24 protein-coding genes are annotated in these 26,437 nt (G+C 72.1%); 14 read left to right on the top strand and 10 right to left on the bottom strand.

What is annotated here, in order from left to right; translation table 11 throughout:
- Positions 1-25: 25 nt before the first annotated feature.
- The 4 genes from NJ376_RS00790 to NJ376_RS00775 are packed head-to-tail and all read right to left on the bottom strand — an operon-like array spanning position 26 to position 4,528.
- Positions 26-1,489, bottom strand: a complete 1,464-nt coding sequence (locus tag NJ376_RS00790) for a class I adenylate-forming enzyme family protein (RefSeq protein WP_252951306.1) — start codon at positions 1,487-1,489, stop codon at positions 26-28.
- Positions 1,490-1,526: 37 nt separating this feature from the next.
- Positions 1,527-2,768, bottom strand: coding sequence for an acyl-CoA dehydrogenase family protein (locus NJ376_RS00785; protein WP_252951305.1), 1,242 nt, complete (start codon positions 2,766-2,768; stop codon positions 1,527-1,529).
- Positions 2,769-2,771: 3 nt separating this feature from the next.
- Complete coding sequence (locus NJ376_RS00780) at positions 2,772-3,494, bottom strand: alpha/beta fold hydrolase (protein WP_252951304.1); 723 nt, start codon at positions 3,492-3,494, stop codon at positions 2,772-2,774.
- A complete protein-coding gene (locus NJ376_RS00775) occupies positions 3,491-4,528 on the bottom strand; it encodes a 2,5-dihydroxypyridine 5,6-dioxygenase (RefSeq protein WP_252951303.1) in 1,038 nt (345 codons plus the stop codon). The genes NJ376_RS00780 and NJ376_RS00775 overlap by 4 nt, the downstream gene beginning before the upstream one ends.
- 145 nt (positions 4,529-4,673) lie before the next feature.
- On the opposite strand from NJ376_RS00775, the gene NJ376_RS00770 reads away from it, so the two are divergent.
- The 11 genes from NJ376_RS00770 to NJ376_RS00720 all read left to right on the top strand — a co-directional run bounded on the left by NJ376_RS00770 (position 4,674) and on the right by NJ376_RS00720 (position 17,447).
- On the top strand, positions 4,674-5,150 hold the full coding sequence (locus NJ376_RS00770) for a MarR family winged helix-turn-helix transcriptional regulator (RefSeq protein ID WP_252951302.1): 477 nt from the start codon (positions 4,674-4,676) through the stop codon (positions 5,148-5,150).
- A gap of 163 nt (positions 5,151-5,313) precedes the next feature.
- On the top strand, positions 5,314-6,147 hold the full coding sequence (locus tag NJ376_RS00765; RefSeq protein WP_252951301.1) for a sugar phosphate isomerase/epimerase family protein: 834 nt from the start codon (positions 5,314-5,316) through the stop codon (positions 6,145-6,147).
- A complete protein-coding gene (locus NJ376_RS00760; RefSeq protein WP_252951300.1) occupies positions 6,147-7,559 on the top strand; it encodes an enolase-like domain-containing protein in 1,413 nt (470 codons plus the stop codon). Before NJ376_RS00765 ends, NJ376_RS00760 begins: the two co-directional genes overlap by 1 nt.
- Before the next feature lie 622 nt (positions 7,560-8,181).
- The gene (locus NJ376_RS28945; RefSeq protein WP_305879954.1) at positions 8,182-8,991 is read left to right on the top strand and encodes a response regulator transcription factor; all 810 of its coding nucleotides are present in this window, start codon (positions 8,182-8,184) and stop codon (positions 8,989-8,991) included.
- 72 nt (positions 8,992-9,063) lie between these two features.
- Positions 9,064-9,945: a sn-glycerol-3-phosphate ABC transporter permease UgpA gene (ugpA, locus tag NJ376_RS00750; protein WP_252951299.1), complete on the top strand. Its 882-nt coding sequence runs from the start codon at positions 9,064-9,066 to the stop codon at positions 9,943-9,945.
- Complete coding sequence (gene ugpE / locus NJ376_RS00745) at positions 9,932-10,786, top strand: sn-glycerol-3-phosphate ABC transporter permease UgpE (RefSeq protein ID WP_252951298.1); 855 nt, start codon at positions 9,932-9,934, stop codon at positions 10,784-10,786. Before ugpA ends, ugpE begins: the two co-directional genes overlap by 14 nt.
- Positions 10,787-10,949: 163 nt before the next feature.
- The gene (ugpC, locus tag NJ376_RS00740) at positions 10,950-12,017 is read left to right on the top strand and encodes a sn-glycerol-3-phosphate ABC transporter ATP-binding protein UgpC (protein ID WP_252951297.1); all 1,068 of its coding nucleotides are present in this window, start codon (positions 10,950-10,952) and stop codon (positions 12,015-12,017) included.
- A 52-nt stretch (positions 12,018-12,069) separates the two neighbouring features.
- A complete protein-coding gene (locus NJ376_RS00735; protein ID WP_252951296.1) occupies positions 12,070-13,047 on the top strand; it encodes a Bug family tripartite tricarboxylate transporter substrate binding protein in 978 nt (325 codons plus the stop codon).
- 153 nt (positions 13,048-13,200) lie between these two features.
- Entirely contained in the window at positions 13,201-14,835 is a 1,635-nt protein-coding gene (locus tag NJ376_RS00730) for a peroxidase family protein (RefSeq protein ID WP_252951295.1), read from the top strand.
- Positions 14,836-15,057: 222 nt separating this feature from the next.
- Positions 15,058-16,122, top strand: a complete 1,065-nt coding sequence (locus NJ376_RS00725; RefSeq protein WP_252951294.1) for a hypothetical protein — start codon at positions 15,058-15,060, stop codon at positions 16,120-16,122.
- 11 nt (positions 16,123-16,133) lie between these two features.
- Positions 16,134-17,447, top strand: coding sequence for a YcbK family protein (locus NJ376_RS00720; RefSeq protein ID WP_252951293.1), 1,314 nt, complete (start codon positions 16,134-16,136; stop codon positions 17,445-17,447).
- A 23-nt stretch (positions 17,448-17,470) separates the two neighbouring features.
- Here the strand turns inward: NJ376_RS00720 and NJ376_RS00715 are convergent, their stop codons facing one another.
- Entirely contained in the window at positions 17,471-18,712 is a 1,242-nt protein-coding gene (locus NJ376_RS00715) for an ABC transporter substrate-binding protein (RefSeq protein WP_252951292.1), read from the bottom strand.
- A 114-nt stretch (positions 18,713-18,826) separates the two neighbouring features.
- Between NJ376_RS00715 and NJ376_RS00710 the strand changes: the two genes are divergently transcribed.
- From NJ376_RS00710 to NJ376_RS00700, 3 genes are all read left to right on the top strand, one after another.
- On the top strand, positions 18,827-19,834 hold the full coding sequence (locus NJ376_RS00710; RefSeq protein WP_252951291.1) for an NAD(P)H-quinone oxidoreductase: 1,008 nt from the start codon (positions 18,827-18,829) through the stop codon (positions 19,832-19,834).
- Between the two features lie 75 nt (positions 19,835-19,909).
- Entirely contained in the window at positions 19,910-20,812 is a 903-nt protein-coding gene (locus tag NJ376_RS00705) for a DMT family transporter (RefSeq protein WP_252951290.1), read from the top strand.
- Complete coding sequence (locus NJ376_RS00700) at positions 20,809-21,561, top strand: alpha/beta fold hydrolase (protein ID WP_252951289.1); 753 nt, start codon at positions 20,809-20,811, stop codon at positions 21,559-21,561. The genes NJ376_RS00705 and NJ376_RS00700 overlap by 4 nt, the downstream gene beginning before the upstream one ends.
- Positions 21,562-21,636: 75 nt before the next feature.
- Here the strand turns inward: NJ376_RS00700 and NJ376_RS00695 are convergent, their stop codons facing one another.
- From NJ376_RS00695 to NJ376_RS00675, 5 genes are all read right to left on the bottom strand, one after another.
- The gene (locus NJ376_RS00695; protein ID WP_252951288.1) at positions 21,637-21,969 is read right to left on the bottom strand and encodes an FKBP-type peptidyl-prolyl cis-trans isomerase; all 333 of its coding nucleotides are present in this window, start codon (positions 21,967-21,969) and stop codon (positions 21,637-21,639) included.
- A 186-nt stretch (positions 21,970-22,155) separates the two neighbouring features.
- Positions 22,156-23,091: a metallophosphoesterase gene (locus NJ376_RS00690; protein ID WP_252951287.1), complete on the bottom strand. Its 936-nt coding sequence runs from the start codon at positions 23,089-23,091 to the stop codon at positions 22,156-22,158.
- A gap of 538 nt (positions 23,092-23,629) precedes the next feature.
- Positions 23,630-24,307 (bottom strand): DNA-3-methyladenine glycosylase family protein, encoded by a 678-nt coding sequence (locus NJ376_RS00685; protein ID WP_252951286.1) that lies wholly within the window; start codon positions 24,305-24,307, stop codon positions 23,630-23,632.
- A gap of 183 nt (positions 24,308-24,490) precedes the next feature.
- Positions 24,491-25,462: a Bug family tripartite tricarboxylate transporter substrate binding protein gene (locus NJ376_RS00680; protein ID WP_252951285.1), complete on the bottom strand. Its 972-nt coding sequence runs from the start codon at positions 25,460-25,462 to the stop codon at positions 24,491-24,493.
- A 128-nt stretch (positions 25,463-25,590) separates the two neighbouring features.
- A complete protein-coding gene (locus NJ376_RS00675) occupies positions 25,591-26,289 on the bottom strand; it encodes a methyltransferase family protein (RefSeq protein WP_252951284.1) in 699 nt (232 codons plus the stop codon).
- Positions 26,290-26,437 lie beyond the last annotated feature (148 nt).

The following is a 26,437-nucleotide window of genomic DNA, read 5'->3' as shown; positions in this document are numbered from 1 at the left end:
CGCCAGGGGCAGCCGCCCGCCGGCCTCAGGAATGGGCGCCGGCCGCCATGGCCCGCAGCGCCTCGACCTGCACCTTGCCGAGGGCGGTGCGCGGCAGGCTCGGCACGGCGATGACGGCGCGGGGATGCTTGAAGCGCGCCAGCCTGCCCTCGAAGAAGCGCAGCACCGCGTCGGGGTCGAAACCCTCCCCCGGCACCACCAGGGCGACCGGCACCTCCCCCCAGCGCAGATCGGGCCGGCCGCAGACCGCGCCCTCCGCCACCCCCGGCGCCTCCCGCAGCACCCGCTCCACCTCCGCGGGGTAGATGTTCTCCCCGCCGGAGATGATCAGGTGCTTCAGCCGGTCGGTGAACCAGAAGCGCCCCGCGGCATCGCGGATGCCGACATCGCCGGTGCGGAACCAGCCCTGCCGCAGCGCCGCCGCCGTGGCCTCCGGCGCCTTCCAGTAGCCCCGCATCACATTGGGCCCGCGCACCTCGATCTCGCCGGCCTCGCCCGGCGGCAGGGGGCGGCCGGCCGCATCCACCACCCGGCAATCGCACAGCGCCGCCGGGCGGCCGATGGAGCCGGGATGCGCCATCGCCTCCGCCACCGACTGGTAGAGGGCGATGGGGCTGGTCTCCGTCGCGCCATAGACCTGCTGCACCGGCACGCCGCGTGCCTGGAAAGCCTCGATCAGGGGCAGCGGCACGTCGGAGGAACCGGCGCCGATCGCCCGCAGGCAGGAAAGGTCGGCCGTCTTCCAGCGCGGATGCGCGACCAGCGCCTGCATCACCGCCGGCACCAGCAGGGTCAGGGTCGGGCGCTCCGCCGCCAGCGTGTCGAAGAAGGCGTCCGGCTCGAAGCGGGGGTGCAGCAGCACCGTGGCGCCGGCCAGCAGCGCCGGCACGGTCTGGATGTTCAGCCCGCCGACATGGAACATCGGCAGCACCGTCAGCACCCGGTCCGCCGGCCCCAGCGCGTGCAGCCGCCGCCCGTTCAGCGCATTGGCCAGCAGCGCCCGCTGGTCCAGCACCGCGCCCTTCGGCCGGCCGGTGGTGCCGGAGGTATAGATGAGAAGCAGCGCGTCGCCCGCCTCCCCCAGCGCCGGTGGGGCCGGGCCGGTGGGCGGCGCCGCGGGCGCCAGCAGGGCGCAGGCGGGGGGCAGGGCGGCCTCGGCCAGGGCCAGGTGCTCCGGCAGGGCAAAGAGCAGGCGGGCGCCGGAATCCTCCAGCATGAAGCGCAGCTCGGGCGCCGCCAGCCGCCAGTTCAGCGGCACCAGGATGGCGCCCAGCCGGGCGCAGGCCGCCAGCAGGACAAGCTGCGCCGGATGGTTCAGGCCGAGGAAGGCGACGCGGTCGCCCCGCCCGATGCCTCGCGCCCCCAGCCCGCCCGCCAGCGCCGCCGCCTGCGCCGCCAGCCCGGCATAGGTGATGGCCTCGGCCCCATGCCGCAGCGCCACCCTGTCGGGTGTCCGCGCGGCATGGCGGTCCAGCCAGCGATGCAGCATCAGCGGCCTCCCGGCCCCGGTGCGGCGGCCGGCTGCATCAATCCGTCTCGCCCTTCTCGTAGAGCGCATCCCGCCCGATGCGGTCGATGCAGAGCTCTGCCGTCCAGGGCAACATGAGGGAGCCGCAGCGGGCATCCCGGTAGAGCCGCTCCAGCGGCAGCGACTTCAGCATCGCCTGGCCGCCGCAGGTGCGGATCGCCTTGGCAGCGAGCGCGGCGGCATTCTCCATCACCGTGTGCTGCGCCGCCCAGGCGCGCAGCACTCCTTCCTTCCCCGGATCCGGCCCGGCCTCGGCGACGGCCTGAAACCACAGCGCCTTGGTCTGCTCCAGCATCACCCGCATCTCGGCGACGGCGATCTGCTTGGTGGGGTACATGCGGCGCTTCACCGGCGGCATGCCCGGCCACTCGCCGCGCAGATAGGCGATGGTGAAGTCATAGGCCGCCTGGGCGATGCCCATATAGGTCGGGCTCAATGTCATGAACATGTGCGGCCAGCGCGTCGCCGCCTGGAAGTAGAGGCCAGGCGGCATCAGCGCCGCTTCCTCCTCGACGAAGACATCCTTGAACACCAGGTTGCGGGAGACGGTGCCGCGCATGCCGAGCGGGTCCCACTCGCCCTCCACCGTCACCCCGGACGCATCCCGCGGCACGGCGAGGTAGAGGGTATTGCGGCGGGAGAGCTTCTCCTCGCCCTCCGTCAGCTCGGTGCAGAGGATGCCGTAGTAATCCGCATGCCCGGCGAGGCTGGCGAAGATCTTCCGGCCGTTGATGACATAGCCGCCCGGAGCGCGCCGCGCGGTGGTGCCGAAGGCGGCGCCGCCGGCGGCGGCCGCCCCGCCCTCCGAGAAAGGCTGGGAATAGACCGCGCCATCGCGCAGAATGCGCTGGTAATGCCCCTGCCGGCGGCGGCGATGCTCCGCCCGGACCGCCGGTTCCATCTCCAGATCCTCGGTCAACGCGCCGGTCCAGAGGGTGGAGCAGACATGCATGTTCCAGGTCAGCGCCGTGGCGCCGCAATAGCGCCCCAGCTCCGCCGCCGTCAGGCAATAGGCGCGGAAATCCGCGCCCTCGCCGCCCTCCTCCCGGGGGATGCAGATGCCGAGCAGCCCGTTCCGGTGCATGTCCCGGTAATTCTCGGTCGGGAAGCTCGCCTCCCGGTCCCAGCGCGCGGCGCGCGGGGCCAGCACCGTGGCGCCGAATTCCCGCGCCCTGGCGGTCAGCGCCGCCTCCTGCGGCGTCAGGCGGAAGGCGGCGGGGTCGAAGATCGGCGCATCCATCGCTCAGAGCGTCCGCAGGAAGCCGGCGACCGCGTCGTTGAAGGCGGCGGGATATTCCAGATGCGCCAGATGCCCGGCGCGCGGCAGCACCACCAGCCGGCTGCCGGCGATGGCCTGGCTCATCCGCTCCATGGTGCGCGGCGGGGCGAGCGGGTCGCGCTCCCCGGCGACCAGCAGGGTGGGGGCGGCGATGCGCCCCGTCTCCTCGCGCCGGTTGAAGGTGGTCAGGCAGCGGACCGTCGCCCGGTAGGCGGCCTCCGGTGTCGCGGCCAGGGCGGCGATGGCGGCTGGCGCGGCCTCAGGGGGCGCCTCAGGGCCGAGCAGGGAGGGCATGCTCTCCGCCGCCAGCGCCGCCATGCTCTGCCCGGCCTCGAGCGGCGCCAGCCGCTCCTTCAGGAAGGCCTCGGCGAAGCTCGGGTCGCGGCCGCCGAAGCTCGGCGTGGTGGCGTAGAGGATCAGGGCCCGCACCCGCTCCGGGTAGGTGAGCGCGAATTCCTGCGCCAGCATGCCGCCGATGGAATGGCCGAGCAGCACCGCGCGCGCCACCCCCGCCCGGTCCAGCGCCTCGCGCAGCGCCGTGGCCCAGGCGGGGAAGCTGGTCTCCGCCAGCATCGGCGAGCCGCCATAGCCGGGCAGCGGCCAGTCCAGCACCGTCCAGGGCGCGAGGGCGGGCAGCGTCGGGCCCCAGGCGGCCCCGCCGATGCCATGCAGCAATACCAAGGTCACGCCACCAGCCTCCCTTCCGTCACCACGGGCTCGCCATCGAGGGCGATGGTGCAGCCGCGCACGGGGATGTCGAAATGCCCTTCCGTGTAGCGGCCGGCGAATTCATTGGCACCGGTCGAGAACAGGAAATTGCCGGCGAAGGCGCGCAGCTCGGTGCCGTTGGTGTCGCGCTGGTCGTACATCGCCAGCGCCTCGTAGCGCGCCCGCCCGTTCAGCCCCCAGCCGACATGGGAGACGGCATAGGCGGCGCGGTCGCCCCAGGCGGCCCAGTAGCGGCGCATCAGCTCGGCATCCGTGCCCTCGCCCGCGATGGCGGTGACGTGGTCATCCTCGATGGTCAGCCGCACCGGGCGCTCCAGGTAGCGCTTGAAGGTCAGGTTCACGTCGCCTGCATCCAGCACCAGCGTGCCGTTCACGCTGCCGGCGCGGGGGAAGGAGACGACGACGCCGCCCGGCCAATGCGCGACGGTGCCCGGCCGATCCGTCCAGCCCCAGACGCCGGCGGTGGCCGCACCTTCCATGGTGACGGTGAGGTCGGTGCCGGCGGCGGAGGTCACGGTCATCCGCTTCGCCGCCCGCGCCCGCTTCACCGCCGCCTTCACCTGCGGCTCATCCTCCGGCCGCGGCACCAGCCGGGCGAGCGCCTCCGGATGCTCGTTCGAGACCATCATCACCCGCGACCCGGCGCCGAGGATCTCCTTCAGCTCCGGCGCGTGCAGCAGCCCTTCCAGCGTCAGGTCGAGGATGAGGGGCGAGGCCTTCAGCGCGGCGAGCGCCGCCGGGTGCCCCTGCAGGGCGCGGGAGGCGCCGGTGGAGCGCACCGGCACCGGCGCGCTCTGGGGCGGCGTCGGCAGCACGCAGCGGAAGGGCCGGCAGCCGAGCCGCAGCGCGGCGAGCTCCGCCAGCTCCAGGTTCAGGGCACGGGACTGGCTTTCCGCCAGCAGGCAGACCGGCAGCCCCGGCGTGGCGGCGCAGAGCCGCAGCACCTCCTCGAAGGCGGCAAGCCATGGCGCTTCGATCCGGTCCGTCAGCATGTCCCGTGCCCTTTTCCCCGAAAAATTCGCATGGCGCAGCATCCATGAAAATGCAATTTTCGCATGAGAGAACTATTTCAGAGCAATCCGGCGGAAGCTCCGCTACGATGTCGAAAATCATGAGCAAAGCGCGCAATTCCGCCCCATGACCGCTCCTCAGCCGCACGATGACTCTGCCTCGCGTTTCATCGATGACTACCTGCTCTACCTCATGGCCCGGGCCTCGCACCTGATTTCCGAGGAATTCCACGAGCAGCTCCGCCGCAAGGGCGTCAGCGTCCCGGTCTGGCGGGTTCTCGCCGGGCTGGTGGGCAGCTCTGGGGAGACGGTGACGGGCCTCGCCGAGATCTGCCTGTTGCAGCAGCCCACCATGACCAAGCTGCTGGACCGCATGGTGCGGGACGGGCTGGTGCGGCGGGCGCAGGATCCGCGCGACCGGCGCGTGGTCCGCATCGGCCTCACCCCGCGCGGCGAGGCCATCGTCGCGGAGCTGGTGGTCGCCGCCCGGCAGCATGAGGCCGAGGTGCTGGCCCGCTACCCGGAGGCCGAGGCGCTGGCGCTGAAATCGCTGCTGCGCGCCGTTCTCTCCCGGCACGTCAGGGGCCGCCGCGGCGCGGGGTGACCGCTGGAGCGTGAGCGGTTGCGGCCGGATCGGCCGAAGGTACCCAACCGCTCACGCTCCAGCGGCCGTCACGGCCGCCGCGCGCCGGACGCGGCAGCCCTGCCGCCGGGCTTGACGCGCCCCGCCCCGCCGCCTCCCATGCCGGAAAGGCGGGAGGTGCGGCATGCGGCTGACGCTCTGCAACGAGGTGCTGCGCGATCTGCCCTTCCCGCAGCAATGCGAGCTGGCCGCCGCGCTCGGCTATGCCGGGCTGGAGCTGGCGCCCTTCACCCTGGACCCGGAGGCGCCGCACCTGCTGCCGGCCGCCGCGCGTCGGGCGCTGCGCCAGGCGGCGGCGGGGGCGGGCGTCGCCCTCACCGGGCTGCACTGGCTGCTGGTGGCGCCGGCAGGCCTTTCCATCACCAGCGCGGAGCCGGCGCGGCGGGCGCAGACCCTCGCAGTGATGCGGGGGCTGGTCGAGCTGGCCGCCGAGCTGGGCTGCGCCTACCTCGTCCATGGCTCCCCCGCCCAGCGCCGGCTGGAGGCGCCCGGGGATGCGGCGCGGGCGGAGGCGGCGCTGGCTGAGGCGGCGGAATGGGCCGCCGCCGCCGGCGTGACCTATTGCCTGGAGCCGCTTTCCCCGCGGGAGACGCAATGGGCGGCCAGCTTGGCGGAGGCGGTGGCGATCGTCGCACGCATCGGCCACCCGGCGCTGCGCACCATGCTGGACGTGGCGGCGGCAGGGCAGGGGGAGGCGGAGCCGGTGGCCACGGTGCTGGAGCGCTTCCTGCCCACCGGGCAGCTTGCCCATATCCATCTGAACGACCGCAACCGCCGTGCCCCGGGCCAGGGCGAGGACCGGTTCGGCCCGATCCTCGCCACCCTGCAGCGGCATGGCTATGCCGGCTGGTGCGGGGTGGAGCCCTTCGACTACCTCCCGGACGGGCCGGGCTGCGCCGCCTTCGCCGCCGGCTATCTACGCGGCGTGCAGCAGCAGGGCGCGGGGGAGGGTGGCTGATGCGCTTCGCCGTCACCGCCATCGAGCGGCGCGAATGGCCTTTCGCCCTGCGCCTGCCCTTCCGCTTCGGCGTCATCACCGTGCGGGACGGAATCCAGGCCGTGCTGCGGCTGCACATCCGCGACGAGCAGGGGCGGGAGGGCTGGGGCGTGGCCGCCGAGACCCTGGCGGCCAAATGGTTCGACAAGGACCCCTCCGTCTCCGATGCCGCCAACCAGCACCAGCTCCGCCGCTCCCTGGAGCTGGCGGGGGAGGCGGCGCTGGCGGCCGGGATGAACACCGCCTTCGGCCATTTCGCGGACCAGTACCCGGCGCATGTCGCCGCCTGCGCGGCGGAGGGGCTGAACCCGCTGGTGGCGGGCTTCGGCCGCGCCCTGCTGGATCGGGCCGCGCTGGATGCGCTGCTGAAGCTGGCGGGGCTTTCCTTCTTCGCCGGCATGAAGGCCAATCTCGGCGGCATGGCGCCGCATCCGCTGGTGCCGGATCTCGTGGGGTTCGACGTCGCGGCCATGCTGGCGCGGCTGCGCCCGGCGCGGCGCATCCATGCCCGGCACACGGTGGGGCTGGTGGACCCGATCACCGAGGCCGATCAGGCCGAGCGCATCGGCGACGGGCTGCCGGAGACGCTGGAGGAGGTGGCCGCCACCTACCGCCATGGCTACTGGAAGCTGAAGGTCTCGGGCGACATCCCGGCGGATCTCGACCGGCTCTGCCGCATCGCGGGGGTGCTGGACCGGCTGCATGGCTACCACGCGACCCTCGACGGCAACGAGCAATTCGCCGATGCCGAGGGCGCCTTCGCGCTGTGGCAGGCGATGGCGGCGGAGCCACGCCTGCAGCGTCTGGCCGCCTCGATTCTCTATATCGAGCAGCCGGTGGCGCGGGCCCGGGCGCTGGCGACGGATATCGGGGCGCTGGCGACGGCGCGGCCGGTCATCATCGATGAGAGCGACGGGACGCTGGATGCCTTCGTCACCGCCCGCGGCCTCGGCTATGCCGGAATCTCCTCCAAATCCTGCAAGGGGATCTGGCGCAGCCTGATCAACCTGGCGCGCTGCCGCGCCTGGAATGCGGAAGGCGGGGCCTATTTCCTCTCCGGCGAGGATCTCACCTGCCTGGCGGGCGTCAGCCTGCAGCAGGATCTGGCGCTGGTGGCGCTGCTCGGCCTGACCCATGTGGAGCGGAATGGCCACCACTTCATCGCCGGCTTCGCCGGACGGCCGAAGGCGGAGGCAGTGCGCTTCCTGGAGGCGCATCCCGATCTCTATGCCGATACGCCGCGCGGCCCGCGGCTGCTGATCCGGGAGGGGGTGCTGGATCTCGGCTCCCTGGCCGTGCCGGGGCTGGGCGCGACGGAGGAGCCGGACTACGCCGCCATGGCGGAGATGCCGAAGGCCGCCTGGCCGGGGTGAGCGCCCTGCCGGGGCGGAGGATAGCCCGGCCGGCCCGGAGCGCCCCGCAAGACGGTTGCATGGCTTGGCGGGGAGTTGGGCTCGCTGAGCTCCGGGGCCTCGCGCGGCCTGCCATGGCCAGGCTGCGGCGGGACAAGGGGCGGCAGGGTTCGATGGCGCCCCCGGGCCTGTTGGGGGCTGGGCGAGGCGGAGGGCTGGCGAGGGATTTGTGTGCTGGCAGGAGGGCGGCGCAGCCAAGGCTGGTTGCCGTGGCAAGCCGGCCGACGCCCCCGGTGGGAAGAAGATCCGCCAGACCGACCCGAGGCCCGTTCCCTAACAGGCTCTGGGCTGTGCGGGCGGCGGCGGGGGGCCATGCCCGGGTGGGCCTTGGCGGCAGCGCCGCGGATGGCAGGTCCCTCAAGCGCCCGGTGAGGGTACGGGCCGGATCGTATATTTTGGGTTGACGTGGGAAAAACTCCCACACATCTTGCGCGCGCCGTTCCCCTGCCGGACCTGTTGCGCGGCAGCGCCGCGGAGGCCGGTGGTTCCGGGCCCGCCACCCGTCGGAGGCTGGCTGCGGGGGCGGCCGGGGCCTGCGGCCTCGTACCCCGCCCCATGCCATTACCAGGACACCCGCGCCGCAATGCCCCATCCCGCCTTCTCCCCCCGCATCACGGCGCGCGCCTTCACGGCCGATGGCCCGGGGCTTGGCGGCGGCGCGCGGCCCGGGGCCCTGCCGCCCATCCCTGGCCCCGCCCTTGCGGCGCTGCCGATGCGCGGACGGATCCTGGTGGCGGTGGCCGACCCGGCGCTGGCGGCGCGGCTGGTGCGGCTGCTGCGTCTGGCGGGATTCCAGGCCGTTCCCCGGCTGCCGCAGGACCCGGCGCTGCTGGCCGAGGCGGCGGCCAGCGCCCTGGTGCTGCTGGGCGCGGCCGGGCTGGCGGATGGCGGCATGGCCCTGCTGGCCACGCTGCGCCGCGCGACGGCGGTGCCGCTGATCCTGCTGGCGGCCCAGGCGACGGAGGCGGAATTCGTCCTCGCGCTGGAACAGGGCGCCGATGACTGCATGCTCGCCGAGACGCGGCAGCGGGAGCTGGTGGCGCGCATCCGCGCCCTGCTGCGCCGCACCGCCCGGGCCGCCGCCGCCGCCCCCCGCCCCGTGGAGGAACTGGCGGTGGGCGACGTCCGGCTCAGCCTCCGCCTGCGGCGGGCCTGGCGGGCGGGCCGGGCGCTCAGCCTGACCACGGCGGAATTCGACCTGCTGACCTGCTTCCTGCGTTCCCCGGGCATCCCGCTCTCGCGGGACGTGCTGGCCCAGGCGGCGCTCGGCGTGGCGGCCGTTGAGGCAGGCCCGCGCAACCTCGACAACCTCGTCAGCAAGCTGCGCCGCAAGCTGGGCCCGGAGGACCCCATCCGCACCCTGCGCAACACCGGCTATCTCTACGCCGCCTGACGCCGCCCGCCCTTATCCGCCCCGGCGGAGCGTGCTACACGCCGCGAAGGGGCAGGACCGGGGGGCGCGGCGGTGGGACGCAAGACCGTCTTCAGGGGCGTGGCCTTGCCATTGCTGCTGCTGGCGCCGCAATTGGCCATCACCCTGGTCTTCTTCTTCTGGCCGGCCGGCCAGGCGGTGTGGTCCGCCTTCCTGCGCCAGGATGCCTTCGGCATCCGCACCATCTTCGTCGGCTTCGAGAATTTCTCCGACCTGCTGGCCGACCCGCTCTATCTGGAGACGGCGCAGAACACCGCGGTCTTCTCCGCCAGCGTGGCGGTGCTGTCGCTCGCCGTCGCCATGCTGCTGGCGGTGCTGGCGGACCGGCAGATCAGGGGCGCCGCGGTCTATCGCACCCTGCTGATCTGGCCCTATGCCATCGCCCCGGCGGTTGCCGCCGTGCTGTGGATCTTCCTCTTCCACCCCCAGGTCGGGCTGCTGGGCCGGGCGCTGAACGAGGCCGGCCTGCCCTGGGACTACCGGCTGAATGGCGGGCAGGCCATGCTGATGGTCATCCTCGCCGCCGCCTGGAAGCAGGTCTCCTACAATTTCATCTTCTTCCTGGCCGGGCTGCAGAGCATCCCGAAATCGGTGCTGGAGGCGGCGGCGATCGACGGCGCGAAGCCGGTGCGGCGCTTCTGGACCATCATCTTCCCGCTGCTCAGCCCCACCACCTTCTTCCTGTTGGTGGTGAACCTCGTCTACGCCTTCTTCGAGACCTTCGGCGTCATCGACGCCCTGACCAAGGGCGGGCCGGCGAAATCGACGGAGACGCTGATCTACCGCGCCTATATCGACGGCCGGGTCAACCTCGACATCGGTGCCTCCTCGGCGCAATCCGTGGTGCTGATGCTGGTGGTCATCGGGCTCACCGTGATCCAGTTCCGGTTCATCGAACGCCGTGTCCACTACTGATCCGCTGGCGCCCCGCGCGCCCTGGCTGACCCATGCGATCCTGATCGCCGGGGTCATCCTCTTCGCCTTCCCGATCTGGATCGTGCTGGTCGGCTCCACCCATGACGCCGCGACGATCGGCCGCGGCGAGGTGCCGCTGCTGCCGGGCGGGCACGGGCTGGAGAACTACCTCACCGCGCTCGGCCGCGGCTCCAGCTCGCTGGCCGGGCTCGGCGTCGGGCCCATGCTGTTCAACAGCCTGGTCATGGCGCTGTCCGTGGCGGTGGGGAAGATCGTCATCTCCTTCGCCTCCGCCTATGCGGTGGTGTTCTTCCGCTTCCCCGGGCGGATGCTGGCCTTCTGGGCGATCTTCATCACCCTGATGCTGCCGGTGGAGGTGCGGATCTTCCCCACCTTCAAGGTCGTCTCCGACCTCGGCCTGGTGAACACCTATGCGGGGCTCATCATCCCGCTCATCGCCTCCGCCACCGCCACGCTGCTGTTCCGGCAATTCTTCATGACCATCCCGGACGAGTTCGTGGAGGCGGCGAAGATGGACGGCGCCGGGCCGCTGCGCTTCCTGTGGGACGTGGTCGTGCCGCTGTCCCGCACCAACATGGCGGCGCTCTTCGTCATCCTCTTCGTCTATGGCTGGAACCAGTATCTCTGGCCGCTGCTGGTCACCACCTCGGCGGATGTCGAGACGGTGGTGATCGGCATGGTGAAGATGATCGGCTCGGAGGCGAATACCGAGTGGAACATCGTCATGGCGACCTGCGTGCTCTCGCTGCTGCCGCCCGTCGCGGTGGTGCTGCTGATGCAGCGCTGGTTCGTCAGGGGGCTGACGGAGACGGAGAAATGAGGCGCGCCTGCGGAGAGGTGAGGCGGAGGGCCGGCGAGGGATCCTGGATCCCGGCCAGGAAGGGCGGCGCGGCCGATGCGGTGCATCGGCAAGCCGTCCTGACGCCGCCGGGGTGCAGGAGAGCCGCTGGATCGACCCGAGACCCCTCCGGAGGCGCGCCCTGATGGCGACGCTGCAAGTCTCCGGCCTGCGCAAGGCCTTCGGCGCTACGCGGGTGCTGCATGGCGTCGATCTCGCCGTCGCGGATGGCGAGATGATCGTCATCGTCGGCGCCTCGGGCTGCGGCAAATCCACCCTTCTGCGGCTGGTCGCCGGGCTCGAGAGCCCGACCGAGGGACGCATCCTGATCGATGGCCGCGACGTCACCGGGCTGGAGCCGGCGGAGCGGGACATCGCCATGGTGTTCCAGAACTACGCCCTTTACCCTCACATGACCGTCTCCCAGAACATGGGCTACGGCTTGCGCATCCGCGGCCTGCCGAAGCCGGAGATCGCCCGCCGCGTCGATGAGGCCGCGAAGCTGCTGGGCATCGAGGCGCTGCTGGAGCGGCGGCCCCGCCAGCTCTCCGGCGGCCAGCGCCAGCGCGTGGCCATGGGCCGCGCCATCGTGCGCGAGCCGAAGCTGTTCCTGTTCGACGAGCCGCTGTCGAATCTCGACGCCAAGCTGCGCGTCCAAATGCGGGCCGAGATCCGCCGGCTGCAGCAGCGCCTCGGCGTCACCTCGCTCTTCGTCACGCATGACCAGGTGGAGGCGATGACGCTGGGAGACCGGCTGGTGGTGATGCATCAGGGCCATGCGGCGCAGGTGGCGACGCCGATGGAGGTTTGGGCGAAGCCGGCCGATACCTACGTCGCCGGCTTCATCGGCAGCCCGGCGATGAATTTCCTGGTCGGCACCCTGGCCGAGGGCGGCGCCGCCGTCGCGCTCCGTGCCGGGCCGGTGCTGCGCTTCGCGGATGGCCCGCGGCCAGGGCCCGAGGGGATGAGACTCACCATCGGCATCCGGCCGGAACATGTCCGCCCGGCCACCGATGGGCTGCCGCTGGCCATCGAGCTGGTGGAGCCGCTCGGTTCCGAAACGGTGCTGCATGGCGCGCTGCCGGATGGCGAGGCGCTGGTGGTGAAGCTGGCCGGTGCCGCGCCGCGCGACGGCGCGCTGCATCTGGACCTGCCGCCGGAAGCGTTGCATGTCTTCCGGCAGGAGGATGGCAAGCGGCTGGAACCCGGTTGACCCGGTGGGGCCCGGCGCCCAAGAAACCGTGATTAAGTGCCGGGAGTAATTGATGCACCGCCGTACTCTGCTTGCCGCCGGGGCCGCTGCCCTGGCCCAGCCTCTCCGTGCCCACGCCGCCGCCCATGACAACTGGCCGACCCAGCCGGTCCGGCTGATCGTCCCCTTCTCCGCCGGCGGCCCCACCGACATTCCGGCCCGGCTCTTCGCCGATGAGCTGTCGCAATCCCTGCCCCAGCGCATCGTGGTGGAGAACCGCACCGGCGCCGGCGTCGTCGTCGGTAGCGAGGTGGTGGCGAAGGCGCCGAAGGACGGCAACACGCTGCTCTACAACACCATCGCCCATTCGGTGCTGAAGCCGCTCTTCCCCCGGCTGAACTTCGACCCCGTCGCGGATTTCCAGCCGGTGGCGCTGGTCGGGGTGATCCCGATGGTGATCACCGTGAACAAGGACTTCCCCGTCCGCACCCTGCCGGAGCTGGCGGCGCTGCTGAAGAAGCACCCGGGCAAGTACGACTACGCCTCCTCCGGCAATGGCGGGGCGTTGCACCTGGCTTCCGAGCTCTTCCTGCGGGCGGCGGGCGCCAAGGCGAACCACGTGCCTTATCGCGGCGTGGCGCCGGCCATGCCGGATGTGCTGAACGGCACCATCCCCATCATCATCGACGTGGCGACGACGGCGCTGCCCTATGTCCAGCGCGGCGAGACAAGGGCGCTGGCCGTCATGTCCAGCAAGCGGATCGCCACTATCCCCGATGTGCCGACGACGGCCGAGGCGGGCTTCCCGGGCCTCGAGGCCTATACCTGGCACATGGTGCTGGCCCCCGCTGGCACGCCGATGCCGCTGGTGCAGCAGGTGAACGCCGCCTTCAACCGCGTCGCCGCCATGCCTTCGGTGCAGCAGAAGCTGGCGGACCTCGCCATGGACCTGCGCAGCGACAGCACGCCGGAGAGCGCGACGGCGTTCCTGCGCAACGAGGCGGCGAAGTGGGAAGGCATCATCCGCGACGCCGGCATCAAGGTGGACTGACCAGCCGGCATCGTTTCACATATGACGTAGGTGTGAATAAAGTATACTGTTCGATGTGACAAAGAGCACAGTTACCAATGGTTGCTCTTTGTCATCCTCTCCCCGCCTGTGCCGGGTCCCGCATCCGGCCAGGCACCAGGGAGGGAGAGCGACATGGAAGGACGCCACGGCATGCTGCCGCGGGGGCTCGAGGAGGCCATCCGCCGGCAGACCGAGTTCGGCCGCTTCGGCCAGATGTTCCCGCAGCTCCCGCCGCTCGATGTGCCCGACGAACCGTTGCGGCAGCTCGCCGCGACCATGCTGGATGACGGCGCCTCCGGCGACAACCTGAACGTCCCGGCCGGCTATACCTATCTCGGCCAGTTCATCGACCATGACATCACCCTGGACACCTCGGCGATCGGCGAGGCGCTGAACGACCCGAAGGGGCTGGTGAATTTCCGCACGCCGCGGCTCGACCTCGACTGCGTCTATGGCGGCGGCCCCGGCGCCATGCCGCAGCTCTACGACCGGCGGGACGGTCGCAAGCTGCTGATCGGCCGCTGCGTCGCCGGCGGCGGCGGCGACCCCGGGGTGAAGGCCGGGCTGCCCAACGACCTGCCGCGGACGCGCGAGGGCCTCGCCGTGATCGGCGACCCGCGCAATGACGAGAACCTGCTGGTGGCGCAGACCCATCTCGCCATCATGAAATTCCACAACAAGGTGGTGGATTACCTGGATGCCGAGGGCAGGGTGCCCGCCGGCCAGCGCTTCGAGGAAGCCCGGCGCCTGGTGCGCTGGCATTACCAGCACATCGTGCTGTTCGATTTCCTCGCCAAGCTGATCGACATGAACGAGCTGCAGGACGTGCTGTCCGGCGGCCGGAAATACTACTGCTTCGAGAGGCAGAGCGACTACGCCGAGCCCTACATGCCGGTGGAGTTCTCCGTCGCCGCCTATCGCCTCGGCCATTCCATGGTGCGGGAGGATTACAGCTACAACCGCGCCTTCAACCGGAATGCCGGCCCGGCCACCCTCGGCTTCCTGTTCAACTTCACCGGCAAGTCGGGCGGCATCGTCGGCGACCTGACGCCGGATTTCACCGACCAGGCCGCCATCGCGAAGCTGCAGCAGGAACTGCGGCTGCCCAGCCTGAAATTTCCGGACGGGACGGAATTCCCGCCGCTCTTCTCCGCCACCCTGCCGGGCGACTGGGCCATCGACTGGCACCGCTTCTACGAGCTCGGCCAGCCGAAGAAGCCGCCTGCCGGGGCGAAGAAGCCGGATGGCTCGCCCTTCACCGAGAACAACTTCCTCCTGAACCATGCCAGGCTGCTGGACCCCTATCTGGTGCCGGCGCTGCACAAGCTGCCGCGGGAGGCGAAGCGCCTCGACAGCCTCGCCTTCCTCAACCTGAAGCGCGGCGTGAAGATGCAGCTGCCGAGCGGCCAGGCGGTGGCGGAGGCCATGGAGATCGCGGCGCTGCGGCCGGGCGAGATCGCCGAGAGCGGCAAGGACGGCGCCATGGCGGCGAAGCTCGGCCTGCATGAGCAGACGCCGCTCTGGTACTACATCCTGAAGGAGGCGCAGCTCCGCGGGAATCGCGGCAACCGCCTCGGCCCGGTGGGCAGCCGCATCCTGGCGGAGGTTTTCGTCGGGCTGCTGGAAGGCGATGCGGAGAGCTTCCTGCGGCAGGACAGCAACTGGAAGCCGAGCCTGCCTGCCGCCAACAAGGGCAGCTTCACCATGCCGGACCTGCTGCGCTTCGTCGGCGACCTCGATCCGATCAACGAGGCGTCCAGCTTCTGATCCCCTGCGCCGCCCATTCGCCGGAGGCTCGGCGGATGGGAGGCAGGGGCGGACTGCCGCGCGCTGGGCAGGACCGCAGGCGGCGCGGCCGCCGGACGGGCTGCGCCGCACCACGAAGCCGAGGCGGGGCGGGATGCGCAAGCGGGGCCAGGCGCCTCCGCGCCACCCTGGCCGGCACTGCAGGAACCAGCGCGGCAAGCCGCGTCACGGGAGGGGACGGTCATGGTGAGCCGATCAATCCTGGGCTTGGGAGGCCTGCTGGCCGCCGCCCTCCCGCTTGCCGGCTGCGGCGGGCTGAATGCCGGCCCGCCCTCGCCCCTGCCGAATCACAGCCAGGCGCTCGAGCAATTCGCCGCGGTCTACAGCCCCGACAAGGTTGCCGCCTGCCTGGCGCTGCCGGTGGCCGCCCAGCGGGATTGCCGCGACACCATCGGCTACGCCCTGCTGACCGCCATCGACCTGCGCTACGCCGAATTCGAGGCCAGCTTCTTCGACGCCACCCGCTATGGCGGCTTCGGGACGACGCTGGTCTCGCTCGGCCTCACCTCCGCCGCCAGCGTCTCGAGTGTGGGCGCGGCGAACATCCTGGCCGCGCTCGGCACCGGCGTGACCGGCGTGCGCGAGGCCTTCGGCCGCGACGTGCTGGTGGACCGCACCTCGGCGGCGCTGATGACCGCCATGCGGTCGGAGCGCGCGCGCTACGTGCTGCGCATCCGGGCCGGGCTGCGCCGGCAGCCGGAGGACTACCCGCTCGGCTGGGCGCTGTCCGACCTCTATGCCTATTACCGCGCCGGCACCCTGCCGGGCGCGCTGAGCGCGGTGACCCGCGCGGTGGGCGCCGAGGCGCAGCAGGCGCAGGACAATGTCACCTGGCAGGCCCTGACAGGGAAGACCCTGGCCGAGACCCGGTCGGTGTCGCAGTCGCAGGTCGTGCCTGAGACGCCGGCGCCCGGCGCCGGGGGCACGGCGCCGCAGGCTGCGCCGCGCCCGCCCGGCATTGCCGCGCCACGGCCGGCACCACCACCACCGCCGGCGCCGCCGCTGACGGAAGAGGAGCGCGCGGCCAATGCCTGCCTGCTGCGCGGCTTCGCCGCACCCGGCACGAGCGGCCGGGTGGTGGCGGAAATGGTCGCACTCGGCCTGACCAGCGCCGACCAGCAGCGGGCCTTCCTGACCCGTCCGGAGGCGCAGGCGGGCCGCGTCGCCATGGCGCGGCGCATCTGCCCCCTCGCCCCCGCCACGCCGCCGCCCATCGCGCCCGGCCCATCGCCCACGCCGCAGCAATGAGGAGCGCTGCCATGACCAAATTCGGCGTCCCGTCCGACTACATCACCAGCCCGATCGGCTCCCCTGAGGAGAAAGCGGCCATCCTGGCGCTGGAGGAGGCGGCCGCCCAGGAGGTGGGCGGCTACCGCTTCGAGGCGACGGAGCTGCGGATCGGCCAGGATCTGCATCTGGAGATCCGCTACTTCCCGCTCGTCGCGCCCGCCGCCGTGCAGCTCGGCAGCCTGGCCATCCGCTACGAGACGAGCGGGCATGGCTCGGCCACCGTCTCCTCCGGCGTGAACGATCCGGGCGGCGTCTCCTACGGCGCCTTCCAGCTCAAGAGCCGCGAATCGGATGGCAGCGTGGGCGGCCGGGTCGCCGAGTTCCTGGCCGCCGAAGGCAAGGGCTTCGCGCCGCGCTTCACCGGCGAGACGCCGGGCTCGCCCGGCTTCACGGCGAGCTGGAAGAGCTTGGCCGCGGAGCAGCCGGAGACGCTGTTCGCGGCCGAGCTGGCCTTCATCCTGCGCACCCATTTCGAGCCCCAGGCGAAGAAGGTCGCGACCGAGGCGCGGGTGCAGGTCAAGAAGCGTTCGCGCGCGCTGCAGGAGGCGGTGTTCTCCACCGCCGTGCAGCACGGCCCGAACACCTCCGTGGTGGTCGCGGCGACGCAGTGCCTGCCCTTCGCCGGCGCCGCGCCGCCGAACCCGGCGGATTTCGACGCCGCCCTGATCACCGCGATCTATGACGAGCGGACGCGGCGCATGCCCGACCTGCGGCGGCGCTACGACATGGAGCGGGCCGATGCGATGCGGATGCTGGCGGCCGAGGATGAAGGCGGCATGGCGGCCGCCTTCGCCGCCGTGGCAACCGCGGTGCCGGCCAAGGCTGCGGCCGCGGCGTCGGCGAAGGATGCGGAATTCGCCCGGTGGTTCGCCGAGCATGTGGGCATGCTCGCGGATTTCCAGCCGGATGAGTTCCTGACGCTCGGCGCCGCGAACGCCAAGAACGGCCTGAACACCCGCCCGCCGCAGGAACTCTGGCCGAACATCATCCCGGTGGCGCGGCTGCTGCAGGCCTTGCGGACGAAGCTCGGCCAGCCCGTGGTCCTGCACAGCCTCTATCGCAGCCCGGCCTACAACAAGGCGGTCGGAGGCGAGCCGAACAGCCAGCACATGCGATTCTGCGCCGCGGATTTCGCGATGCCGGGCTTCTCCTCGCCGGTCCACTGGGCCGGGATCCTGCGCGGCATGCGCTCGGAGGGCGTCTTCCGCGGCGGCATCGGCGTCTATCCCAGCTTCGTCCATGTCGATACGCGCGGGTTCGACGCGGATTGGGAGGGGGGCTGAGGCGCGATCGCCGGCGCGCCCGCTCAGCCGCGGGCGCCGAGGCGGCCCTGCAGCACGGCCACCGCCGCCTCGGCGGGCGCCACCGTCACCAGGCGGCCGCCCTGCCATTGCAGCAGGCTGGGCCGGGCGCGCTGGTTCTGCCCCTTCTCGTCGAAGCGGGCGCCCCAGCCGGTGGGGGTGCCGCCCTCGGCGATGTCGCTGGAGAGCAGCGCCGTCCGCAGCCGGTCCTTGTCCAGGCTGCCGCCGCGCTGCATCGCCTCGAAGGCGATCCGCGCCCCGGCGAAATTCGCCAGGGAATGGCCGGAACGCGGCTCGCTGCCATAGCGCCGTTGGTAGAGCTCGGCGAAGGCCGCGGCGCCCGGCGCGGCGCGTTCGTTCACCGCGAATTGGGTGACGTCCACATTCATCGTGCCCTCGAATTCCGGGCCGATGGCGCGGGCGGTATCCGTCAGGCTGTAGCCGGCGCCGCCGCCGATCACCATGCGCGGCCGCCAGCCCGCCTCCCGCAGCGCGCGGTAGAAGAGCAGGATGTCGTTCTGGTAGCCGGTGTGCAGCACCACCTCGGCGCCGAGGCCGCGCAGCCGCTGCACCAGCGCGGCCATGTCCGTGCTGCGCAGCGGATAGGCCATGCGCTCCAGCAGCGTCAGGCCGCGCGCCTTCGCCTGCGCCTCCTGCGCCGTGCCGAGGCTCTGCCCGTACAGCCCATCCTCATGCAGGATGGCGAGCTTCAGCCCCTCCGGCGGCGCGCCCAGCAGGGGGGCGAGCGCGTCGGGGATGGCGTTCACCCCCTCCCGCGCGAAATCCGCGGCGCGGGGGCAGGTGCGGAAGACGAAGCGGAAGCCGCGCTCGGTGATGGCGTCGGCGATGGCGCCCAACTCGAAATAGGGCAGGCCGGCCAGCTCGCTCGCCTGGGTGGCGGCGAAGCTGAGGGCGGAGGCGAAGGTGCCGAAGATGGCGCCGACCTTCGCTTCCGCCGCCAGGCGCTTCACCTCCGCCAGCGCCTGGGCCTGGTCCTGCGCATCCCCCTTCACCAGCCGGATGGACCGGCCGAGCAGCCCGCCCGAGGCGTTGCGCTCCTCCACTGCCAGCTCCAGCCCGCGGAAGCTTTCGTCGCCCAGCAAGGCGAGCGGGCCGGTGACGGGGTAGAGCGCGCCCAGCCGCAACTCGTTGGCTGGCGCCGGCGTCGGCGCCTGCTGCGCGATGGCACGCCCCGCCCCCAGGGCGGCGAGGCTGCCCAGCAAGGGGCGGCGGGCAATGCCGGTCATGGCGCGGTTCCAAGGGCAGGCGGGCGGATACTCACCGGCCGGGGCGGTGCTGGCAACCCTGCTTGACGTTATCCGCCGCCGCGCCGAATGGTGGAGCGAAAAGGGAGACGCGGAATGCCGAGCCTGCCAGACAGCATGCGCTTCATCGACCACGGCGCCGGCGGCGGGCCGGAAGTGCTGGTGCCGGCCACCGCCCCCATGCCGCAGCCGCGCGCGGATGAGGTGCTGATCCGGGTGCTGGCCACCGGCGTGAACCGCCCGGATGTCGCCCAGCGCAAGGGCGAATACCCGCCGCCCCCCGGCGCCAGCCCGGTGCTGGGCCTGGAATGCGCCGGGGAGGTGGTGGCGGCGGGGCCCGAGGCCGGCGCCTGGAAGCCCGGCGACCGCGTCTGCGCCCTGACCAATGGCGGCGCCTATGCCGAGTATTGCGTGGCGCCGGCGGCGCAATGCCTGCCCTGGCCGAAGGGCTATGACGCGGTGAAGGCGGCGGCGCTGCCGGAGACCTTCTTCACCGTCTGGGCCAACCTGTTCGGCCACGGAAGGCTGGCGGCGGGGGAGACGGCGCTGATCCATGGCGGCACCTCCGGCATCGGCGTCACCGCCATCCAGCTTGCCAAGGCCTTCGGCGCGACGGTGATCGCGACCGCCGGCAGCGCGGAGAAATGCGCCGCGATGACCGCGCTCGGCGCCGATCATGCGGTGAATTACCGGGAGCAGGATTTCGTCGAGGCGGTGAAGGCGGCGACCGGCGGCAAGCTGGCCGATGTCGTGCTGGACATGGTGGGCGCCGACTACTTCAACCGCAATTTGCGCTGCCTGAAGATGGATGGCCGCCTCGTCATCATCGCCTTCCTCGGCGGGTTCGAGGTGGCGAAGGCCGATCTGCGCCCGGTGATGGTGCGGCGGCTGACCGTGACGGGCAGCACCATGCGGCCGCGCACCACGGCGCAGAAGGGCGAGATCGCCACGGCGCTGCGCGAGAAGGTGTGGCCACTGCTGGAAGCCGGGCGCTGTGCCCCGCCGATCTACAAGGTCTTCCCGCTGGAGCAGGCGGCGGCGGCGCATGCGCTGATGGAAAGCAGCCAGCATATCGGCAAGATCATGCTGCAGGTTGCCGGGTAGTGTCCGGCGCCCGGGCGGGGTCGCCCTGCAGCATGGGGTGCGGCGCCCCGCCACCGCCAGGGGCGGGACGCTAGCTTGTCCCTGCCACCGCTGCGGCTGCGCGAGGGGCTTGGCTACCTCGCCATTTCCGTCCTGCTGTTCGGCGGCATCTGGCCCGTCACCAAATCGGCGCTGGCGGATGCCACGCCGCTCTGGTTCGCCTTCAACCGTGCGGCCATGGCCGCCGTGGTGACCGCGGTGCTGCTGGCGCTGCGGCGCCGGGCCGTCCTGCCCGTGCCGCGGGACTGGCCGGCGGTGCTGGCGATCGGCCTGCTGCAGCTCGCCGGCTTCTTCGCCATGTCCCATCTGGCGCTGGACTACATCCCGGCCGGGCGCACCGCGGTGCTCGCCAACGTCACCCTCTTCTGGCTCATCCCGCTCTCCGTCTGGGTGCTGGGGGAGCGGGTCTCGGCGCTGCAATGGGTGGCGGTGGCGGCGGGGCTGGCGGGCGTGCTCGTGCTGATGCAGCCCTGGAGCCTGTCCACCGGCGCGGCGGCGCTGCTGCCGGGCTATGGCATGCTGCTGGCGGCGAGCCTGTTCTGGTCCATCGCCATCCTGGTCACGCGGCGCTTCCCGCCGGCGCATTCGGCGATGGAGCTGCTGCCCTGGTGCTTCGGCCTCGCAGCGCTGATCCTGCTGCCGCTGGCGCTGTGGCGGGAACCGGGGGGCGGCATCGGCGTGGCGGCCTGGCCGCAGGCGGTGTTCGTCGGCGCGGTGGCGGCGCCGCTCGGCACCTGGGCCACCATCGAGACGGGGCGGCGGCTGTCCGGCACCATGGCCTCGATGGGCTTCCTGCTGGTGCCGACGCTCGGCGTCACCCTCTCCACCCTCTGGCTGGGGGAGGCGCTGGGCTGGGACCTGCTGCTGGGCGGGGCGTTGATCGCGGTGAGCGTGGTCCTGGCGGCGCTTGGCGCGGCGGCGGGACGGGCGAGGGGATGAGCATGCTGCACGCGGTGGAGATGGGCGCGGGCCCGCCGGTGGCGATCCTGCACGGGCTGTTCGGCAGCGTGCAGAATTGGGGCAGCATCCAGAAGGCGCTGGCGGCGCGGCATCGCGTGCTGGCGGTGGATCTGCCCAATCACGGCGCCTCCCCGCACGGGCCGGAGATGAGCTACAAGGCCATGGCGGCGGCGGTGGCGGCGCGGCTGGGGGAGCCCATGGCGCTGCTCGGCCACTCCATGGGCGGTAAGGTGGCCATGGCCCTGGCGCTGACCCGGCCGGAGCTGGTGACGCGGCTGGTCGTCGTCGATATCGCCCCGGTCACCTACCCACCGTCGCTGCGCAGCTATGTGGCGGCGATGCAGGCGGTGGAGCTGCGGGAGGGGCTGACGCGGCGCGAGGCCGATGCCGCCCTGGCCCCGGTGGTGGAGTCACCAGCCGAGCGCGGCTTCCTGCTGCAGAATCTCCGCTTCGGGGAGGGCGCGCCGGCTTGGCGCCTCGGCCTCGATGAGATCGCCGCCGCCATGCCGGGGATCGAAAGCTTCCCCGCCTTCCGGACGCGCTACGAGGGCCCGGTGCTGGTCGTGAGCGGCGAGCGCTCCGGCTATGTCCGCGCCGCGAACCACGAGCTGTTCCGGACGCTGTTCCCGCGCGCCGAATTTGCCGTGGTCCCCGGTGCCGGCCATTGGCTGCATGCCGAGAACCCGAAGGCGTTCCTGGGTTACGTGGAGCCCTTCCTCGCCACCTGACGGGCGCAGACTCGGACCGGGGGCCGGGGGGTGGTCCACCCCCCGGCGGGGGTGCAGGGGGCAGCGCCCCTGCCGTCACTCGACGCCGAGCAGCTCCACCTCAAACAGCAGCGTCGCGTTCGGCGGGATCACGCCGCCCGCGCCGCGCGCGCCGTAGCCGAGCTCCGGCGGGATGACGAGGGTGCGCTCGCCGCCCACCTTCATCCCCGCCACGCCCTGGTCCCAGCCGGCGATCACATGGCCGGCGCCGAGCGGGAAGCGGAAGGTCTCGCCCCGGTCGCGGGAGCTGTCGAATTTCCGGCCCTTGTTCTCGGTGGCGTTCGGGTCGAACAGCCAGCCGGTGTAGTGCACTTCCACCGTGTGGCCGGGCAGGGCTTCCGCGCCGGTGCCAAGTTTGCGGTCGATCATGCCGAAGCCCTCCTTCTGGGAAGGGGAGGGTGTAGCGGGTCCGGAGCCTGCCTCGAAAGGCCTGGAGCAGCCTCCGACCTGATGGATCACGGCGTGAGCCATCAGGTCGGGGATAAGCTGCTCTAGTTCTTGTGTTTTCCAGAGCAAGAAATCCGACCAGGCGATTCTACCCGATCGGATGCCGCTCTAGCCCAGCTCCACCATCGTCACTTCCGGCGGCATGCCGAAGCGTACCGGCATGATGGAATTGCCGATGCCGCCGGAGACCACCAGGTGACGGTCGCCTTCCTGGATCGCGCCATAGGCGAAGCGGTTGCCGAAGCGGCTGGGCACCACCGGGGACCAGCCGAAGGCGCGGATCTGGCCGCCATGGGTATGGCCGGAGAGCGTCACCGCCACCCGGGAGGGCACGCGAGGGAAGATGTCCGGCTCATGTGCCAGCAGGATGACCGGGGCATCGTCCGTCACCTGCGCCAGGGTGCCCGGCAGGTCGTCCGTGCCGTGCCAGGTGCCGCGGCGGCCATAGGCCCATTGGCTGCCGAGGCCGGCCACCCAGACGCGCTGGCCGCCATGCTCCACCGCCCGCACCTCGTTGTGCAGGACGGGCAGGCCGGCGGAGGCGAAGTCGTCCATGATGGAGAAGGGCAGGGGGGCACGCTTCGCCTGGGTCTCCGCATCCTCCCACCAGTCGTGGTTGCCAAGGATGGCATGCACGCCGAAGGGCGCGCGGAGGCCGGCCAGCACATCGGCGACCTGGCGCATGCTGGGGCGCTGGGTGACGAAGCGGTGGTCCGCCAGGTAGTCGCCCAGCAGCACCACCATGTCCGGCTTCTGGGCGTTGGTCAGCTTCACAGCGCGGGCCAGACGGGCCAGCGGGGTGTGGGGGCCGCCGCAATGCGGGTCCGCGATCAGGGCGATGGAGAGCTTGCGGCCGGCGGGCCAGCCCGGCGGGGTGATGCGGTGGCGCACCACCTTGAGGCGCACCCCTGGCTCCCAGGCCGTGGCGTAGCCGGCCAGCGCGCTGCCGCCGATGCCGAGGCTGGCGGCCCAGCGCAGCAGCCGGCGGCGGCGCAGGCCGCGTGGCCGGCTTCTGTCCTGCGGGGCCGCGGGGCTGAACGCCAAGCTGTCCTGGGGCGTCAGACCCGCCCAATCACCATCCATGCCGAACCCCGAAGCTCCCGCCTGTTCCGTCGTGCCTGCAAACCCCTGCGCGCCGCCCCTTCAGGGCGGTGTCCGCGCCATTCCACCCGTCCGGCCGCCGTGCAGTGCTGCACGGACCGCGCCGGCACGCCCCCGCCATGCCTGGTCCTGGCCGGCGTCGGGCCCGGTTTGGGGCCAGGCGCACATATGGGCCCATTGGCACGGTCCCGCACCCCATCCTGCCTTGCGGCGGCGTCATGGCGGGGCCGACGCCGGGGCTGGCGGCGGCGTTGTAAACGATTTCCCCTTATGGCCAGGGCTGGCTGACGGAATATGAACGCCGCCAGGGCTCCGGCCCTGCCGCAGAATTACGGCCGCCGGCGCAGCGCGTCCAGCTTTCCGTCAGCCGCCGGTCATGGCGTGGGCAGCGAGGATCACATTGTAACCGGCTGTTTCAGCGGCTTGTTGCGCCGCAAAAGGTGAAGGCCCGGCATCGTCCCGGCACCCCGAATCGCCAAGCTCATTGCGGTTTGAAGATGCTGCGCTTGGCGGCATCCGCGGCGCGCCAGAGATACCAGGCGGCGACGCTGCGCCAGGGTGCCCAGGCGGCGCCGATCTCGGCCAGTTCCTTCGGCTTCGGCTGCGCCTCCAGCCCGGCCGCGACGCGCCAGCCCTCGCGCACGCCGAAATCATCCACCGGCAGCACGTCCGGCCGGCCAAGGGTGAAGATCAGCAGCATCTCCACCGTCCAGCGGCCGACGCCGCGGATGGCCACCAGCCGCTCGATCAGCGCCTCGTCCGAGAGGCGTGCCGCCCCCTCCCGCGTCGGCACCAGGCCGCCCACGGCCTTTTCCGCGATGTCCCGGATGGCGGCAACCTTGGATTGCGAGAAGCCGCAGCCCCGCATCGCCTCCACCGGGAGGGAGAGCACGAAGCCGGGCGGCGGGAAGCCCGGGCCGGGATGCAGGGCCAGGAAGCGGCCGAGGATCGCCTCCGCCGCCCGGCCATGCACCTGCTGATGGGCGATGGCGCGAACCAGCGCCTCATAGGGTTCGCGCTCGGTCGGGGCGAGGGTGCAGGGGCCGATCTGCCGGACGACCTGCTTCAGCACCGGGTCGCGCTTCAGCTTGCGCTCCGCCTTGGCCCAGAGCGTGCTTGCCGGGGCGGGCGGCGCCCCGGTGCCGACGATCTCGACCATGCCTGTCCGTCCCCCCGTCCCTCGCCGCTTCTACCCCAGCCCCCGACGGGAACAAAGAGCGTACCCCACAAACCGGACCGCCCGTTGCCCTGCCGCGGCTCCGCCGCGGCAGGCTGTGCGAGATGCGGTGTAAGGCAGCGCCTCCGGGGTCCCCATGGCGGCGCGCAGCGAGGTCATGGGGAACTAGTCGATGGTGATGCGCGCATCGCGCGCCATGCGCAGCCAGGTGGATCGCTCCTTCTCCAGCCAGGCATCGAGCTCGCCGGGCGGCACCATCAGCGGGTCCACGAAGCTGTTGCGCAGCCTGGCCTTGGTCGTGTCGTCCATCGACTGAGTGAAGGCCTCGCGCAGCTTCGCCACCACCGGCGCCGGCGTCTTCTTGTGCACCAGCAGGGTGTTCCAGATGGAGACGGCGTAGTCCTTCACCCCCGCCTCGGCGATGGTCGGCACCTCCGGCAGGGCGGAGGCCCGCGTCGGGGTGCTGACGCCGAGCGCGCGGAAGGTCCCGGCCTGGATCTGCGGCGTGGAGGTGGCGGTGGTGTCGAAGAGGAAGTCCACCTCCGCCGCCAGCAGGGCGGCGACGGCGGGGGAGGAGCCGCGATAGGGCACATGCGTCGCCTCGAACCCCGCCAGCCGCTGCAGCAGCGTGGCGCAGAGATGCGAGGAGGAGCCGTTGCCGACCGAGCCGTAGATCAGCCCGCCGCGCTTTGCCTTTGCCACCAGCTCCGCCACCGAGGAGACGTCAAGCCGCTTCGGGTTCACCGAGAGGACATTGGCCATGTCGTTGATGGTGCCGAGCAGGGTGAAGTCCCGTACCAAATCGACGCCGGAGCTGGCGTAGAGCAGCGGGTTCACGCCGAACATGGCGGCGGTGCCGATCAGCAGGGTGTAGCCGTCCGGCTCCGCCGCGCTGGCCGCCTGGGCGCCGATATTGCCGCCGGCGCCGGCCCGGTTCTCCACCACCACCGGCTGGCCGAGGCGCTGGCTGAGCGGCTCCGCCACGATGCGGCCGACGATGTCCGTCACGCCGCCCGGCGGGTAGCTGATGATCAGGCGGACGGGACGGTTGGGGAAGGGCGCCTGGGCCAGGGCGGGCGTGGCCAAGGGGGCGGCGAGCAGGGCGGTGGCGCCCAGCAGGGCGCGGCGGTGCAACATAGACATTCCTCACGCGGTATGGGGACCGGCCTCCGGTCGGCTGCGGACGCCTGGGACCATACTAGTCCCGGGATGACGGATTGCCTAAGCGGCCCCGCCGCCACGGCAGGGCGATTGGGCCGGCATCATCACCAGACCCCCGGCAGGAGCCGGAACCGGGTGCGCCGGGCATAGTCGGCGTAGCCCTCGAGCCCGGCCTGGAGCAGCGCATCCTCCCAGCGCGTCCGCAGGATCAGGATCGCCGTCGCCCAGGCCGCCGGCAGCAGCGCCCACCAGGAGGCCAGCGCCAGCGCCAGGCCGGCGAACACCATGATGGCGCTGACATAGCCCGGGTGGCGCACCATGGCGTAGGGGCCGGTGGTGACGACATGCTGGCCGCGCTCGCGCTGGAGCCGCACGCCCGGCTCGAAGAAGCGGTTGACGGCCTGGGCCCAGGTGGCGAGCGCCATGCCGCCGAGCAGCAGCGCATAGCCCAGGAGGATGGCGGGGGCCGGCACGGCGGACCACCCCATCCGGCCGGCATCCAGGGTGGCGAGCGGGATCTCGGCCAGCATGCCGGCGGACATCAGCGCCACGAGGAGCAGGTCCCAGCGCTGGGTGCCGGGCTGGAAGCGGCTGCGGGCCCGGAAGATCACCGGATTCACCCGCGCCAGGACCAGGGCCGAGGCAGCGCTGGCGAGGGCCAGGACGCCGACGAAGACCCAGCCGGGCGTCCAGTCCAGCCGGCCGACCGGGGCGAAGACCAGGGCCAGCAGGCCGAGCGGCAGGCCGATGGCGTAGGCGAAGGCCGCCGGTCGCGACATGGGAGCAGGTTCGGTGACATCCATCGGCCGGGCATCCGCGCTGGGTGGCCGGGCAGGCCAGGGGGGGGCGCTGCCGACAACGCGCGAGGCCGGGCGCGGTCCCGGTCCCGCCGCGCAAGGAGCGGCGCGGCCGCCCCGCCCGACGCCGGCCGGGCCCGGGCGCCATGCCCCC

The organism is Siccirubricoccus soli (genome assembly GCF_024178315.1).
Taxonomy (GTDB): Bacteria; Pseudomonadota; Alphaproteobacteria; order Acetobacterales; family Acetobacteraceae; genus Siccirubricoccus; species Siccirubricoccus soli.
The sequence above is the reverse complement of the archived record's forward strand: the minus strand, read 5'-3'. Positions and strand labels throughout refer to the sequence as shown.